This is a genomic window from Roseibium sp., from assembly GCF_050301095.1.
GTDB lineage: Bacteria > Pseudomonadota > Alphaproteobacteria > Rhizobiales > Stappiaceae > Roseibium.
In genome coordinates, this window is the sequence record NZ_JBNKYW010000177.1 from 1 (window position 1) to 15,192 (window position 15,192).

Sequence of the window (15,192 nt, forward strand, 5' to 3'; positions counted from 1 at the left end):
CACGGAAAACTTGAAATTTTCCGCCGCGATGGCGTAAACGTGCCCAACCTGAAGACGTTGCGTCGTGTTTCGCGCCCACCGGGGGCGACCGACTTTCGAATTATTCTAAACAAGGTTCTAAAAACTCGGAACTTCAGAGTCAAGTTTTGTCTTAGGGGTTTTCACGTATTCAGAACCGCTCCCGGATGGCCGGAAAAATCGGCTGCCGGAATAAAAAGAGGACATAGCGCTTCATGCCCGAGGTGATCTTCAACGGTCCCGCGGGCCGGCTGGAAGGCCGGTTCCATCCCGCACGTAAACGGAACGCCCCAATCGCACTTGTACTTCATCTGCATCCGCAGTTCGGCGGCACGATGAACAACCAGATCGTCTACCAGATGTACTACATGTTCGCCCGGCGCGGATTCGCGGTGCTGCGGTTCAATTTCCGCGGCGTCGGCCGCTCACAGGGATCTTTCGACCACGGCCAGGGCGAACTCTCTGATGCTGCGGCAGCTCTCGATTGGGTCCAGACCGTCCACACGGATGCGCGGGCCTGCTGGATCGCCGGGTTCTCCTTCGGCGCCTGGATCGGAATGCAGCTGCTGATGCGCCGTCCGGAAGTGGAAGGCTTCATTTCGGTTGCCCCGCCTGCAAACCTGCATGACTTCTCGTTCCTGGCCCCCTGCCCGTCCTCCGGTCTGATCATTCACGGCGACAACGACAAGGTGGTTCCGCAAAAAGACGTTCAGACACTGGTCGACAAGCTGAAAACCCAGAAGGGTATCGTGATCGACCATGAGACCATTCCGGGCGCGAACCACTTCTTCGAAAACGACATGGACGTGCTGATCGAGAAATGCGGCACATATGTCGACGGACGTCTTGGCCTTTCCCCGGAAGACTATATAGACATCGACTGATTGCCCTTAAATATGAAAGCCCGCCGGAAGGCGGGCTTTTTTTTATGAACGGCAGAGTGCTTAATGAACCCGGACGACACCTTGACCATCCGCCCGGCGGTAGCCGAAGATTTCGCGGATGTGGCCACCCTCTACTGCCATCTTATCCCGAACGATGTCCCGGCGGCGGAGCCGCTGCAAAGGCAGGTTTTCAAGGATATTCTGGACCACCCCGGCATGACCGTTCTGCTCGGGTGCCGCTACACAAAGCCCATCGCGACCTGTACCCTTGTCGTGATCCCCAATCTCACACGCGGCTGTGCGCCTTATGCCCTGATCGAGAACGTCGTTACGGACAACGGGCACCGCGGGATTGGATACGGCGGCGAGCTTCTGTCGGCAGCGATTGATCTCGCGTGGCAAGCGAAGTGTTACAAGGTCATGCTGATGTCGGGTCAGGCGAACCGAAAGGCTCACAGATTTTATGAGCGACTGGGTTTCGCAACGACAAAGACCGGTTTTGAACTCAGGGCTCCCGGGTACCTTCCCCGGACACCGGACTGATCATCAACTGTTCCAAAGCTAGCCGCCGACCGTCTGTCGAATCCACGCCTTACCCCTGAAACGGCTTGGCGCGTGGAATTCCCGGGCCGTGTTCGCTGCCGTCGTCCGGTCCGGCCAGGGGATCTTCACCATCCGCGACGACACCCTTGATCGGCGGTCCGTCATAGTCTTCAGGCGGAGGCACCTTTGACGCAAGCCGGCAGTTGGTCAGCCAGATGTCGTAAACCGGATGTTCGACAGCATGAAGGCCGGGGCTGGCGGCAAACATCCAGCCGGAAAAGATCCGCCGCACTTCGTTGTTGAGCGTAATCTCGTCGACCTGAACAAAGCCTGTGGTCAGCGGAGTTTCTGTCTGCGGGCGCGTATGGCAAACCTTCGGTGTCACCTGCAGCGCACCGAACTGCACCGTCTCGCCGATATAGACATCGAAGGAGATGATACGGCCGGTGATCTTGTCCAGGCCGGAGAAGACAGCAACCGGGTTTTCGATCTTTTCCGCGTGCGCGGGCATGGCAATTGACATTACTGCTGCCGCAGCAATCCCAAGCCCTTTCAACACATGTTTCGCTGCCTTTGGCGCGTCAATCAAATAGACCATCCGCTTAAATTCGATTCCCTGGTGCCACAATACTGAACATCCCGGCAGACGCGCTAGCACCGAATTGCGGCCCGGAGAAGACAGACTGCTTCTCCGGGGCAATAAGTGTGGATTAGCCGATTTCGGCCAGCCTGTTCAACGCGACACGCACCTTCTCAAGCTTTTCCGTGGCTTCGGCAACCTTTTCCCGTTCGCCGGCGACCACCTCTTCCGGGGCCTTTTCAAGGAACTTCGCGTTGGAGAGCTTGCCTTCGATCTTTTTGATTTCACCTTCCAGCTTGCCGGCGTCCTTCTGCAACCGGGCCTTTTCGGCACCGAGATCGATCACGCCGGCCAGCGGCAGACAGACCGTCGCCTCACCGACGATGAGCTGGGCCGAACCGGCCGGAGCGGCATCGGCCAGGGAAATCGTCTCCGCCCGGGCAAGGCGCAAGATGGCGCTTTCGTGGGTCTTGATCCGTGCCTTTGTGAGCTCGTTGGCGCCGGTGATGACAACGGCAACCTTTGTGCTTGCCGGGACATTCATTTCCGCGCGGACGGAACGAATTTCTGAAATCAGGGTCACAAGCCAGTTGATTTCCGCAGCGGCTGTCTCGTCCGCGACCTTGGCCTCCGGCCACGCGCTCAGCATCAGCAAGCCGTCCGGTTTCGTCCCCTCGTCCCCAAGGCGTTCCCACAATTCTTCCGTCAGGAACGGCATGATGGGATGCAGAACCTTGAGGATCTCGTCGATTGCCCAGGCCGCCGTCGCGCGGGTTTCCGCCTTGGCGGCTTCGTCATCGCCGTTGAAGATCGGCTTGGCGAGTTCCAGATACCAGTCGCAGAAGGTGTTCCAGGTAAAGCGGTAAACCGCACCGGCGGCGTCGTTGAACCGGAAGTCTTCCAGCGCTGCCGTGACTTCCGCGATGCAGCGTCCCGTTTCCGTGGCAATCCACCGGTTCAGCGTATGCTGTGTGGTTGCAGGGTCAAAGCTGGCAACACGGGCACAGCCGTTCATCTCGGCGAAACGTGCCGCATTCCAGAGCTTGGTGGCAAAGCGCTGACCGCCTTCCGCCGCCTGGTCGGACATCCGCAGCGTCCGGCGGGACTGGACCTCCTGGCTCGCCAGCGCGAAGCGGGTTGCGTCCGCGCCATAGGTATCGAACAGCTCAAGCGGGTCGAGAACGTTGCCGAGGGATTTCGACATCTTTTTCCCGTTTTTGTCGACCACGATCGAGTTGATATAGACGGTATGAAACGGCACTTCCTTCATGAAGTGGATGCCCTGCATCATCATGCGAGCGACCCAGAAGAAGATGATGTCGAAACCGGTAATCAGAACATCGGTCTTGTAGTAACGCTCCAGCTCCGGCGTCTGATGCGGCCAGCCGAGCGTGGAGAACGGCCACAAAGCGGACGAGAACCAGGTATCGAGGACATCTTCGTCCCGCGTCAGGGATTTGCCCCCGGCCTTGGCAATCGCTTCTTCTTCAGTCTGAGCGCAATACTCATTGCCGTCTTCGTCGTACCAGACCGGGATCTGATGCCCCCACCACAGCTGGCGCGAAATGCACCAGGGCTGGATGTCGTTCAGCCAGTTGTAATAGGTCTTGTCCCAGTTTTCGGGAACGAACTTCGTGTCCCCGTCCTGAACAGCTTTCAGGGCCGGTGCAGCGAGCGTCTTGGCGTCGACGAACCACTGGTCCGTCAACATCGGCTCGATGACGACCTTCGAGCGGTCACCGTAGGGCTGCATGATCTTCTTGGATTCGACCAACGGCAGCTCGGCCGGAGCCTCGGCCCCTTCTTCAAGAGGGCGCACGATCGCCCGCCCGAGCGGATGCCACTCAGGCGCCTGCCCCTTCATCCAGGCAACGTCCGGATGATCGGCCGGAACCATGACCGCCAGACCTTCGGCAGTGATCTGCTCGATGACCCGCTTGCGGGCCTCGAACCGGTCGAGCCCACGCAATTCGTCCGGAACGATGTTGATGAGATCAACCTCGTTGACCGACATCTCTGCGCCATCGATGATGGCCTGAGCCTTGGCGGCTTCCTCGACGTAGGGAGCACCGTCGGAGCGCATCGCGCCCTTGGTGTCCATGAGGCGGTACATCGGGATCTTGTTCCGCTGTGCGACGCCATAGTCGTTGAAGTCATGCGCACCGGTGATCTTGACTGCGCCGGAGCCGAAGTCCGGATCCGGATATTCATCGGTGATGATGGGGATCAGACGGCGGTGTTCCTTCGGGCCGACCGGGATCTCGCAGAGCTTTCCGACAATTGGCTTGTAACGTTCATCGTCCGGATGAACAGCGACCGCACCGTCGCCGAGCATGGTTTCCGGGCGTGTGGTGGCAATCGAGATATAGTCGCGGGTCTCGCGGAGGGTGATGTTCCCGTCCTCGTCCTTCTCGACATATTCGTAGGTCTCGCCACCAGCCAGCGGGTACCTGAAGTGCCACATGTGGCCGTCGGACTCGATGTTCTCGACTTCAAGGTCGGAGATGGCCGTTTCGAATTTCGGATCCCAGTTCACGAGACGCTTGGACTTGTAGATCAGCCCCTCATTGTAGAGATCGACAAAGACCTTGAGCACAGCGTCCGAAAGGTTCGGCGACATGGTGAACTCGGTCCGGCTCCAGTCGCACGACGCACCAAGCCGCTTGAGCTGGCCGAGGATCGTACCTTCAGACTTGCGCTTCTGTTCCCAGACACGTTCGACAAAGGCTTCGCGGCCCATTTCGCGGCGGCCGGGCAGCTGGTGCTCCATCAACTCGCGTTCGACAACCATCTGCGTGGCGATGCCTGCGTGGTCGGTTCCCGGCTGCCAGAGGACATCAAACCCCTGCATGCGTTTCCATCGAACCAGGATGTCCTGAAGCGTGTTGTTGAGAGCGTGGCCCATGTGCAGGGAGCCGGTTACGTTCGGCGGCGGAATTACGATGGAAAAGGCAGGCGCACCGTCTTTGGCGCCGGCACCGGCCTTGAAGGCTTCTGCCTGTTCCCAGGTTTCGTAAATCCGCGGCTCAACGCTGGCCGCATCGTAAGTCTTTTCCAGCATCAGGGTCACTCAATGGGAGAATACAGTCGAAATTCGTGAGCCACCGTGTAAATCGGATGCGCTCGCGCAAGTCAACCGCCTAGAGCAGAAGAATCGCGCAAGTTCCGGCCCTTTTCGGGAAACCGGCTCCCGGACGGCCGAGACTTGGGCAGAAGGTCATTTCCTGCCATAACTGCTTCATGACCGTTTCGATCCGCGCCCATCATCTGCTGTGCATCCTGACCTACCTCGGCAAGGGTTATTCCACCAGGTTCGTCGGCAACTACAACCGGATTGTCAAACGGATCAATTCCGGAGAGCCCCTGTTGCTTGTCGAAGGTCCGGATGAGATTTGTGGCCCCATGCTTGGCGAAGAAGGCTGCCACTGCCACAACGACAGCGTCCGGGACCGGGATAGAACTGCAGCCGTTGAAATCGGAAAAGCACTCGGCCTCCACCTGAATGCCGACGCGAGTTTCGTGCTTACCGCCGGTCAACTCGCGGACTGCCGCAAGGCTTTTGCCCAGGGCACGATCCGCTCGGCCTGTTCCGGCTGCGAGTGGGCGGAGTTTTGCTCGGACATAGCTCGAAACGAATTCGGGGGATGCCGTCTGGCACCCCCCGACTGAATTCCCGGAATGAAAGATCAACGACGCCGTGTGACGCGCTGGATTTCCTTCTGGACCATTTGCTCCACCATCCCCGGCAGGTTCTGGTCGAGCCAGGCCTTGAGCATCGGCCGCAGCATTTCCTTGACCAATTCCTCAACGGTTTGCGCCTGGGAACCGACGAACATGTTTGCCAGGTTGTCAAAAGCGGCGTGAACCGCCTCACCCGTGCCTTCCGAGGTCAGCGGACCGTCATCAGCGACCGTCGGAAGGTCGTCCGGGATCGGAAGAGACGACATCGGCATTTCCGGCTCGGGATCGAAAGCCGGAGGTTCCGCAAAGGAGACATCGCCTTCCGGTGCGTCGAAATCTTCCGCAAGTCCCTCGACCATCTCCATGCCGTCGTCATCGGGAACTGCCAGTTCTTCCGTCAGTTCCAGGACGTCGTCTTCGCCTTCGTCAGCTTCGGCATCTTCGGCCATGGCCGCGGCCATGTCATCGGCGTCTTCGTCTTCAGAAGCTTCGTCGTCACCGCCCATGTCGAACAGCTTGTCGAGATCGTCCTGGGACATTTCCGTGGCATCGCCCATGTCGTCCTCGACCTCTGCTTCTACCGGTTCTTCGCTTTCGCTGACTTCGCCAGTCTCTGCCCCCTGGGAGTCCTCATCAGATATGATTCGGCGGATCGACGCGAGGATCTCCTCCATCGACGGCTCTTCAGCCTTTTTCGCCTGTGCCATGAATTCCCCCGTACTTTCCAGCTACGCTACGGTACACCCAGGTCGCTCTGAATGATTCGTTAACCAGAATTATGAGGGTCAACCAGAAACGCGCAAAGCAAGCGCACTCGCTACGAACGCCTTTTCCCCTTTTTAGTCGGATTTTTTTAAAATCCGGAGGGTTTCAGCAAGACATACCGGGGGACGAAGCCAGGAACTCCTCCGGACCGAGCGGGATTCCACCAGGACATGCAAGCGCATTGCCTCGTGTGAATCCTTCAGACTGTTGCTGAACCCGGCACTTGATCCTAGCGACCGTCCGGGGTTCTGAGACCGATCCACTGATCGCGGACAGCCTCATAATGCTGCTTGGGATCGTAACGCGCGACACCCAGACCGAGCGAGTCCGAATCGAGCCTTCCAACCGCCGCTACAAGCTGATAGCCGCCGATGATGCGGTTCCTCTGGGCGGTAACCAGATTGGATTGCTGGTTCACCAGTTCGCGTTGGGCATCCAGAACATCGAGAGTGGTTCTCTGGCCGACGCGCTGTTCTTCAATCACCCCTTCCAGGGCCAGTTGCTGTGCCTTGACAGCCGCCTGAGCGGCAACAATCGACGCTTCGGCCGCCTGATAGATACCCCAGGCGGAAATCACGTTTGCGCGCACCTGATCACGGGCAACGTCGAGTTGAAGCCGGGTCTGTCCGAGTTCTTCCTTGGCCTGCCTGACGCGGGATGACACCCCGCCACCCTGGTAGAGCGGGATGCTGACATTGCCGAAGATCCGAGCGTCATCGCTGATGTCTGTCGTCGCGGAGGGGTTCCAGCTGCGGGAAATGCTTCCGTCCAGCGTGACAGTCGGCAGGAGTTCACCTTCGATCGACTTGATGTTGAACACGGCTGCATCGACAAGATGCTGCGCCTGGCGGATCAAGGGCTGATGGCCTTCGCTCTGCTGAAGTGCTTCATCCAGCGATTTCGGCACATGTTTGCTGATCGACGTGTCGGCAGAAAGATTACGCGCCTCCACACCCACGACCTGGCGGTAAACTGCCCGGCTGGTGTTCAGATTGGCTAGCGCGGTGTTGAGACTGGCCCGGGCTTCAGCTGCACGGGCTTCGGCCTGACTGACATCCGTGCGGGTACCCTCACCCACATCAAATCGGTCGCGCGCTGCACGAACCTGTTCCTGCAAGAATGCCAGATCGCTGCGCTGCAAGGAGACAAGTGCGGTATCGCGGATCACGTCGACATAAGACGTCGCGGCATCGAGAAGCGTATCCTGCTCGGTCGACATCAGGCTTTCGCGCTGCGCCCGGACGACTGCTTCGGCCTGACGCGTGGAGTTGATGGTCCGGAAGCCGCGGAAAAGCGTCTGGCTAATCGTCAGCGAAATCGATGCGTTGTTCCGGTAGTTTGTGAAACTGTCCGCACTCGTGCGCAGACGACCCGCGGAGGCGCCCGCCGTAACGATCGGCCGCCAGCCGGAAAGCGCCTGGGGAACGTTTTCATCGACACCGCGCAATTGTGCCCTTGCTGCGTTCAGTGTCGGATTGTTGGCGTAGGCCAGCGCCAGGGCCTCGCGGATCGATTCCGAATGTGCCGGGGAGAAGGAGGCTTCGGTCAGTGCACCGGCAGATACGCCGCCCATCAAGCCCAATGCGATGGCCATTGCTTTAAGTGTGGAACGACCAGACACCCTTTACTCCTTCCGGGTCAACCATTCAGACCCTGTTGAGTAAACTGACGGGTGTTATTCTTCAACCATTCGAGGCTGAGAAAATTGGAAATTCTGCGAGTGCGGCTTTAGGGCAACAACTTCACGTAAGGGATACGGGGACATCGCCGCCACCAAAAAACCCGCCGGATCGAATCCGGCGGGTTTTCTGCAAATTCAACGTTGCCGGCAAGCTCAGAAAACGAACTCGGCGGCCCTGGCAAAGCCCGGCAGAAGACGGACCGAGGCATTGAACCCGAAACGGCTGCTGACGGCGTTTTCCGACTTCTGGTAAAGCTTTGCGGTTCCCGCACCGCCGCGACCTTCGATCACGACCATGCGGCCATCCGATTTGAGCTGATCCGTCAAGCCATCGGGCAGAACTTCCACGGCTCCGTCAACCAGGATGACATCGTAAGGTCCCTCAGAAGCATAGCCTTTGGAGAGAGCGCCTTCGACGACGACGGCGTTTTCGATACCAAGGTCGACAAGAAGCTCGGTCGCGGTTTTCGCGAGATCTTCGTTCTCCTCCACCGCGACGACCGAGGCGGCGAGCTTGGAGATGACGGCTGCGCTGTATCCCGTACCGGCGCCGATCACCAGAACCACGTCACCGGACCGGATTTCCGCGAGCTGGACGAGCTTCGCAAAGATATGCGGTTTCATGAGGACACGTCCGGTATCTTCCGATCCGACCGGCAGATCCTCATCGATATAGGCCACCGCTTTTTTCGACGCAGGCACGAAGCGTTCCCGCGGAACCAGATCCATCGCATCGAGGATCCTGTGGTCGGTCACATCGTTGGTGCGCAGCTGGTTGTCCACCATCTTGCGGCGGGACTGGCTAAAGTCCGTCATTTCGGCCCTCACTATGACTTGCCGGCTTTCCGGCGCCTCTTGAGAACCGTTCATTAGCGATGCAGAAGCGACCTGACAAGTATCAGAAGCAGGAGATCCCCCGCGCCGGCCCGAATATAGCCGGATTTTTTGCCGGTTGTGCTTGTCCGGAAACGGATTTCATTCCACGATGCAGTGGAAATTTAGCCGCCCGCGGATTCAGGACTTGACCTTGCCGTGCAACTGTTTGATAAGGCGCGGCACACCACCTTGGGGCCCTGTGGCGGAGTGGTGACGCAGCGGATTGCAAATCCGTGTACACCGGTTCGATTCCGGTCGGGGCCTCCACTATCTCCCGCTTTCTCCGTCATGTCTGATGTCACCTTGCCCGGATCCAGCGCCTGGCAGGTTCGGTGCAATTGTGCCGTATCCGCATTTCTCCTGCCTTGACGTGGCCCGGTTGAAATTCGGAAGCTCTTTTCATGAAAGAGCCGAGTTTCACCATAGGTGTCGAGGAAGAATACCTTCTCGTCGACAAGGCCACCCGCAAATTGGCCAGTTCACCGCCGCCGGAACTCTTCAAGGCGTGCGAATCCGCGCTTGCGGGCAGCGTCAGTCCCGAATTCCTCCGTTGCCAGATCGAAGTCGGGACGCCGGTGTGCGAAACCCTGTCGCAGGTTCGGGAGGAACTCGGCTATTTCCGCAGGACCATCGCCCGGGAAGCGGCTGCCTTCAATCTCGCTCCGATTGCCGCTTCCACACATCCGTTTGCCGAATGGACCGACCAGGCCCACACCGACAAGGAACGCTACAACGAACTTGCCAGAAGCATGCAGGTCGTCGCCAAAAGAATGGTGATCTGCGGGATGCATGTGCATATCGGCATCGAGAACGAAGAACTCAGGATCGAACTCTTCAACCAGCTCGCCTATTTCCTGCCGCATCTGCTGGCCCTGAGCACCTCCTCGCCCTTCTGGCGGGGACGGAATACCGGGCTTAAGTCCTATCGGCTGTCCGTTTTCAACGAGTTGCCCCGGACCGGCCTGCCTCCCGGATTTGAGAGCAATTTCGAATACCGGCACACGGTCGACGTTCTCACCCGCGCCGGTGCCATCGAGGACGCCACCAAGATCTGGTGGGACCTGCGCCCGTCCGACCGGTTCCCGACTCTTGAAATGCGGATCACGGACGTTTGCACCCGGCTGGACGATGCGGTCGCGATAGCAGCTCTTTACCGCTGCCTGTGCCGCATGCTCTACCGGCTCCGAAGTGCCAACCAGAGCTGGCGGCGCTATTCACGCTTTCTTATCGCGGAGAACCGCTGGCAAGCGCAGCGGCACGGGACCGCTGCCCGCATGATCGATTTCGGCCGGAACGAATCCCTGCCTTTCGAAGCGCTTGCCGAGGAACTCGTTACCCTGGTGCACGAGGATGCGATCCATTTCGGCTGTGAAGCGGAGCTGGAACATGTCCGGGAAATTGCCGCCCGCGGCACTTCGGCGGAAAAACAGCTGGAACTGGCAGGAGAAATTCCCGAGGACGGACACTTGCCTCAGGAAACGCTCGAGCAGATCGTGGATCACCTTGTCGAAGAGACACAGTCCGGCCTTTGACTGCGTCAGCAACGGTATCCCTTCGAACGTATAGGAATCACTCGGGACGACCGTGCCCACGCGCCGGTGTTCCGTGTGCCTTCAGGTGGAAATAGTCTTCCGAGCCGGTCAGAACATGTGCGAATTCGTCGATCTCGCAGATCAAGGCATCGGCCGATCTGGACAGTCCGGATTTTGGCCGCATCTGCTGTCTGGCCTCGATCAGCGAGCGCCGCGCGTCGCCCAGCACGGACAATACGGCTTCCTTGTCGAATACCTTGGACGGCGGGGAACGGCGAATGGGCGACATGGTTCACTCCGGGCACAGACATTTCTAAAGTTCTTGTTTTGTTCTTTTATATTGCGACCGAATCCGCTGTCAATTGGTGCAAGAGGCAAGACGATGTCGTTTCCCGAAGTGACGTTATCTCCAAAATCGGTTAGGCCTTTCTGAAAACTGACATTTTGGCGGCAGATCCTGAACCGGGCCATGCCGCGAAAGGATGGCTTCATGGAACATGGCGGCGACCTCACCCTTGCAATGGAACGCTTCGGCGGCGCCAGGGAAGACTGGCTGGATCTTTCGACCGGGATCAACCCCTATGGCTATCCAGTCAACGAACCGCTTTCACCACATGCGTGGACCGCTCTTCCGGAAAAGGCGACTAAAGAAAGACTGCTCGCCGCAGCCCGGCAGGCGTATCATGTGCCGGATCATCTGGCGCTCGCAGCAGCTCCCGGAACCCAGCTTCTGCTTTCCCTGCTGCCGAAGCTCCTGCCGGAGGGACCTGTCGCGCTCGCTGCGCCGACCTATTCCAGCCACAAGGACGTCTGGTCACGCGACGGCCGGGAGCCGGTTGAACTCTCAAGTGTCTACGCCCTGCCCGCGGATGCAAAAATCGTTCTGCTGGTTAATCCGAACAATCCGGACGGGCGGCTGATCGATGTCAGGAGCCTATTGGATATTGCCAGCACCCTGACCGAACGCGGCGGCTATCTGGTTGTCGACGAAGCATTCGCAGACGTCGTCCCGGGTGCCAGCCTCCTGCCGCATATTGGTACGCAGAACGTACTGGTGCTCAGGTCCTTCGGCAAATTCTTCGGCCTTGCCGGATTGCGGCTCGGGTTTCTCGCCGGCCCCAAAGAAGCTGTCGGCAAGGTGGCAGATCTTCTGGAAAGCTGGAGCCTCAGCGGTCCCGCCCTTGAAATCGGTGCAAGGGCCCTGCGGGATCAGGAGTGGCAGGACAAGATGTCCCGCCGCCTGATCGAGGACATGGCCGATCTCACAGTCGTGCTGTCCGAACAGGGTTTGAGCGTTTTCGGCGGCACGCCGCTTTTTGCCCTTGCCGGTCTCAGGAACGCAAAAGGACTGCACGAGGCGCTGGCTCGCAGGCGGATCTGGACGCGCATCTTCGATTACGCACCAACGTGGATCCGCTTCGGATTGCCCGGCAGCCCTGAAAACATGGAACGCCTGTCGGGCGCGCTGGCTGCCGCGCAACAGGACCTCTGAGCGGGCCACATGCTGATCTATGAGAACACACTCTGGCTATTGCTTGCCGCGCTGCTGCTGGACGCGGTGGTTGGCGACCCGGCCTGGGCCTGGGAGCGGTTGCCGCATCCTGTCGTGTGGATCGGCAAGGTCATTTCGGTTTTTGACCGGCACTTCAACAAGACCAATCAATCCCCGGTCTTTCGAAAGCTTGGCGGTGTCCTTACCCTCGTAGCACTGGTTGCTGGCGGCATGTTTTTCGGAGCGCTTGTTCAGGCAGTTGCAGACAGCCTTCCTCTGGGCGATTTGATAACCGTGATTGTGGCGGCCATCTTCATTGCCCAGAACAGTCTTTACCGCCACGTCGCGGCAGTCCGTGACGGGCTTCAAAATGACGGTCTGGAGGGAGGACGCAAAGCGGTTTCAATGATTGTCGGACGCGATCCGAAGCAATTGGACGAAGCAGGCGTGTCCCGGGCCGCGATCGAATCCTGCGCCGAGAATTTTTCCGACGGCGTGGTCGCACCGGTCTTCTGGTTCGCCCTGCTCGGCCTGCCGGGCCTGATCGCTTACAAGGCCGTCAACACCGCCGACAGCATGATCGGCCACAAGAACGAAGTCTACGCGGACTTCGGCTGGGCCTCCGCCCGGTTCGATGACCTGGTCAACCTGCCGGCCTCCCGCTTGGCTGGGATTTTCATCGCATTCTCCGCGCCGCTTGTGCGCGGCTCTGTCCGCGAAAGCCTTGCCTGCATCCGGCAGGATGCCAAAAAGCACCGCTCACCCAATGCCGGCTGGCCGGAAGCGGCCATGGCCGGGGCGCTCGGAATATCTCTCGCGGGGCCGAGAGTCTATCCGGGCTACACGGTCAATGACCGCTATTTGAATTCGACCGGGCGCAGGGATGCCTCTGCAGAAGATATTTCGAGAGCTTTGCGCATTCTGTTAGGAGCCTATGGCTGGCAGGCAAGCCTTGTGATTATGCTGGCATTGCTGAGCGTATAGCGCGTGCCGGAAAGCACTGGAGATTCGGGAAATCTCCTCCGATCATTCGCGCGCAATCTTCATCAGAGCTTCCACATCCAGCGTTTGTTCAAGATGAACCGCCAGATCGTCCAGAATCCGGTCAACACTCCGGTCATAGGCCAGCGATGCACTTGTACCGAAACTCTTCAGATAGGCTGAACGAAACGCATCATCGGTGAAGAGCCCGTGGACATAGGTTCCCGAAACCCTGCCGTCCGCTGAAACGGCGCCATCCGGACGCTCGCCGTCCAGCATCATCATCGGATTGGAACAGTCCGGGCCGGCCGTCCGTCCGATGTGAATTTCGTAGCCGGAAACCTGCGCTCCGCTGGCACTGTGCGTCCCCGTTGCGGCTACAGTCGACTTTTCGGGCGACAGGACCGTCTTGACGTCCAGGTATCCGAGCCCTTCGACAGTACCCGGTTCTCCCTCTATCCCATCCGGATCGGAAATTGTCTTTCCGAGCATCTGGTAGCCGCCACAGACCCCCAGAATATGCCCGCCGCGCCGGTGGTGCGCCTTAAGATCAATGTCCCATCCCTGCCCCCGGAAGAAGGCGAGATCGCCCACCGTCGACTTGGAACCGGGCAGAAGAACGATGTCCGCATCGCCCGGCAACGGCTCGCCGGGATGAACCAGTTCCAATGTCACGCCGGGCTCCAGCCGGAGCGGGTCGAGATCGTCGAAATTGGCGATCCGCGAAATCACCGGCACGGCAATCTTCAAGCCGCCGGAGCCAAAGCCATCGGCCAGTCCGAGAGCATCCTCGGCCGGGAGCTTGCCGGCGTCTGAAAACCAGGGCACCACCCCGAGCCCCAACCAGCCGGTTCGTTCGGAAATCTCCCGCATGCCATCGTCAAAGAGATTGGGATCACCGCGGAAGCGATTGATGAAGAAGCCCTTGATGCGGTTCCGTTCATCGGGTTCCAGAACCGCGTGGGTTCCGACGACGGAGGCAATGACACCACCCCGGTCGATATCCGCACATAAAATAACCGGCAGGTCGGCCGCCTCCGCAAAGCCCATGTTGGCGATATCGCCGGAGCGGAGATTGATCTCGGCCGGACTGCCCGCCCCTTCCACAATCACGAGGTCTGCTTCTGAAGCTGTTTTTGAAAAACTCCCCAGAACCTTCGGAAGGAGCTCCGCTTTCTGCTTCCCATACTCGCGGGCACGCATGGTTCCGAAGCGCTTGCCCTGAACGATCACCTGCGCGCCGGTGTCCGTCTCGGGTTTCAGAAGCACCGGGTTCATGTGAACGCTCGGCTCCGCCCGGCAGCCCATCGCCTGTAAGGCCTGGGCCCGGCCGATTTCACCGCCGTCCGCCGTGACCGCCGCGTTGTTCGACATATTCTGCGGCTTGAACGGACGAACCTTCAAGCCGCGATTGGAGAACAGGCGGCAGAGACCGGCCACGATGAGGCTCTTGCCGACATTGGAGCCGGTCCCCTGCACCATGATGGCAGGAGTGCGCGATTGGGGGGCGGACATATAGCCTTTGACCTAAAACTCGATACCTTCCTGCGGCTTCACCCCGGAGCGGAACGGATGCTTGATCTGGGTCATCTCGGTGACAAGATCGGCAATCTCGATCAGCTCGTCCTTGGCATTGCGGCCGGTAATGACGACATGGACATCCTCCGGTTTTTCGTTCTGCAGGAAATCGACCACTTCGGCGATGTCCAGATAGTCATAACGCAGGACGATGTTGAGCTCGTCGCACAGGATCAGACGGTATTCGCCGGACTTGATCATCTCCTTGGCCGCGTCCCAGGCCTGTTGCGCGGCCTCGATGTCCCGTTGGCGATCCTGGGTTTCCCAGGTAAAACCCTCGCCCATGCGTTTGATGGTCACGAGGTCGGAAAACCGGTCCAGCGCCATGCGTTCGCCTGTCTCGATGCGCCCCTTGACGAATTGCACGACACCGACCTTGTGGCCGTGGCCGAGAGAGCGGAACACCATTCCGAAACCGGCGGTCGACTTGCCCTTGCCCTTTGCCGGTGTGGACGATGAGGAGGCCCTTCTCGATGGTCTTTGTCGCCATGATCTTGTCGCGCGCGGCCTTTTTCTTGCGCATCTTCTCCGCATGGCGGGCGTTCAGTTCCTCTTCGGACATTTGCGGCTTTTCGCTATCG

The 15,192-nt window shown here is 59.3% G+C and carries 13 protein-coding genes, 1 tRNA gene and 1 pseudogene; 7 read left to right on the plus strand and 8 right to left on the minus strand.

Annotated elements, in window-relative coordinates:
- Window positions 1-233: 233 nt before the first annotated feature.
- Together ACQY7U_RS16610 and ACQY7U_RS16615 are read left to right on the plus strand one after the other, a co-directional pair.
- Complete coding sequence (locus ACQY7U_RS16610; RefSeq protein ID WP_428646572.1) at window positions 234-902, plus strand: alpha/beta hydrolase; 669 nt, start codon at window positions 234-236, stop codon at window positions 900-902.
- A gap of 63 nt (window positions 903-965) precedes the next feature.
- Window positions 966-1,445: an N-acetyltransferase family protein gene (locus tag ACQY7U_RS16615; protein ID WP_428646575.1), complete on the plus strand. Its 480-nt coding sequence runs from the start codon at window positions 966-968 to the stop codon at window positions 1,443-1,445.
- A gap of 49 nt (window positions 1,446-1,494) precedes the next feature.
- Here the strand turns inward: ACQY7U_RS16615 and ACQY7U_RS16620 are convergent, their stop codons facing one another.
- Both ACQY7U_RS16620 and ACQY7U_RS16625 read right to left on the minus strand, forming a co-directional pair.
- The gene (locus ACQY7U_RS16620; protein ID WP_428646577.1) at window positions 1,495-1,968 is read right to left on the minus strand and encodes a DUF2155 domain-containing protein; all 474 of its coding nucleotides are present in this window, start codon (window positions 1,966-1,968) and stop codon (window positions 1,495-1,497) included.
- A gap of 187 nt (window positions 1,969-2,155) precedes the next feature.
- The gene (locus ACQY7U_RS16625) at window positions 2,156-5,086 is read right to left on the minus strand and encodes a valine--tRNA ligase (protein WP_428646579.1); all 2,931 of its coding nucleotides are present in this window, start codon (window positions 5,084-5,086) and stop codon (window positions 2,156-2,158) included.
- Between the two features lie 179 nt (window positions 5,087-5,265).
- Between ACQY7U_RS16625 and ACQY7U_RS16630 the strand changes: the two genes are divergently transcribed.
- The gene (locus ACQY7U_RS16630) at window positions 5,266-5,694 is read left to right on the plus strand and encodes a DUF1284 domain-containing protein (RefSeq protein WP_428646582.1); all 429 of its coding nucleotides are present in this window, start codon (window positions 5,266-5,268) and stop codon (window positions 5,692-5,694) included.
- A 17-nt stretch (window positions 5,695-5,711) separates the two neighbouring features.
- Here ACQY7U_RS16630 and ACQY7U_RS16635 read toward each other — a convergent pair whose 3' ends face one another.
- From ACQY7U_RS16635 to ACQY7U_RS16645, 3 genes are all read right to left on the minus strand, one after another.
- Window positions 5,712-6,413 carry a PopZ family protein gene (locus tag ACQY7U_RS16635; protein ID WP_428646585.1) on the minus strand — a complete coding sequence of 234 codons (702 nt, stop codon included), beginning with the start codon at window positions 6,411-6,413 and terminating at the stop codon, window positions 5,712-5,714.
- 287 nt (window positions 6,414-6,700) lie between these two features.
- Window positions 6,701-8,092: a TolC family outer membrane protein gene (locus tag ACQY7U_RS16640; RefSeq protein WP_428646588.1), complete on the minus strand. Its 1,392-nt coding sequence runs from the start codon at window positions 8,090-8,092 to the stop codon at window positions 6,701-6,703.
- A 213-nt stretch (window positions 8,093-8,305) separates the two neighbouring features.
- Window positions 8,306-8,968, minus strand: coding sequence for a protein-L-isoaspartate O-methyltransferase family protein (locus ACQY7U_RS16645; RefSeq protein WP_428646590.1), 663 nt, complete (start codon window positions 8,966-8,968; stop codon window positions 8,306-8,308).
- Window positions 8,969-9,221: 253 nt separating this feature from the next.
- Between ACQY7U_RS16645 and ACQY7U_RS16650 the strand changes: the two genes are divergently transcribed.
- Window positions 9,222-9,295: transfer RNA gene (locus ACQY7U_RS16650), tRNA-Cys, on the plus strand.
- 134 nt (window positions 9,296-9,429) lie between these two features.
- Window positions 9,430-10,560: a carboxylate-amine ligase gene (locus tag ACQY7U_RS16655; RefSeq protein WP_428646593.1), complete on the plus strand. Its 1,131-nt coding sequence runs from the start codon at window positions 9,430-9,432 to the stop codon at window positions 10,558-10,560.
- 37 nt (window positions 10,561-10,597) lie between these two features.
- Here ACQY7U_RS16655 and ACQY7U_RS16660 read toward each other — a convergent pair whose 3' ends face one another.
- Window positions 10,598-10,849, minus strand: coding sequence for a hypothetical protein (locus ACQY7U_RS16660; protein WP_428646596.1), 252 nt, complete (start codon window positions 10,847-10,849; stop codon window positions 10,598-10,600).
- Between the two features lie 180 nt (window positions 10,850-11,029).
- Between ACQY7U_RS16660 and cobD the strand changes: the two genes are divergently transcribed.
- Together cobD and cbiB are read left to right on the plus strand one after the other, a co-directional pair.
- Window positions 11,030-12,052 (plus strand): threonine-phosphate decarboxylase CobD, encoded by a 1,023-nt coding sequence (cobD, locus tag ACQY7U_RS16665; protein ID WP_428646599.1) that lies wholly within the window; start codon window positions 11,030-11,032, stop codon window positions 12,050-12,052.
- Between the two features lie 9 nt (window positions 12,053-12,061).
- A complete protein-coding gene (gene cbiB / locus ACQY7U_RS16670) occupies window positions 12,062-13,036 on the plus strand; it encodes an adenosylcobinamide-phosphate synthase CbiB (protein WP_428646601.1) in 975 nt (324 codons plus the stop codon).
- 42 nt (window positions 13,037-13,078) lie between these two features.
- Here cbiB and ACQY7U_RS16675 read toward each other — a convergent pair whose 3' ends face one another.
- Together ACQY7U_RS16675 and cobO are read right to left on the minus strand one after the other, a co-directional pair.
- On the minus strand, window positions 13,079-14,548 hold the full coding sequence (locus tag ACQY7U_RS16675; RefSeq protein ID WP_428646604.1) for a cobyric acid synthase: 1,470 nt from the start codon (window positions 14,546-14,548) through the stop codon (window positions 13,079-13,081).
- A 12-nt stretch (window positions 14,549-14,560) separates the two neighbouring features.
- A pseudogene (cobO, locus tag ACQY7U_RS16680) lies at window positions 14,561-15,173 on the minus strand (cob(I)yrinic acid a,c-diamide adenosyltransferase).
- Window positions 15,174-15,192 lie beyond the last annotated feature (19 nt).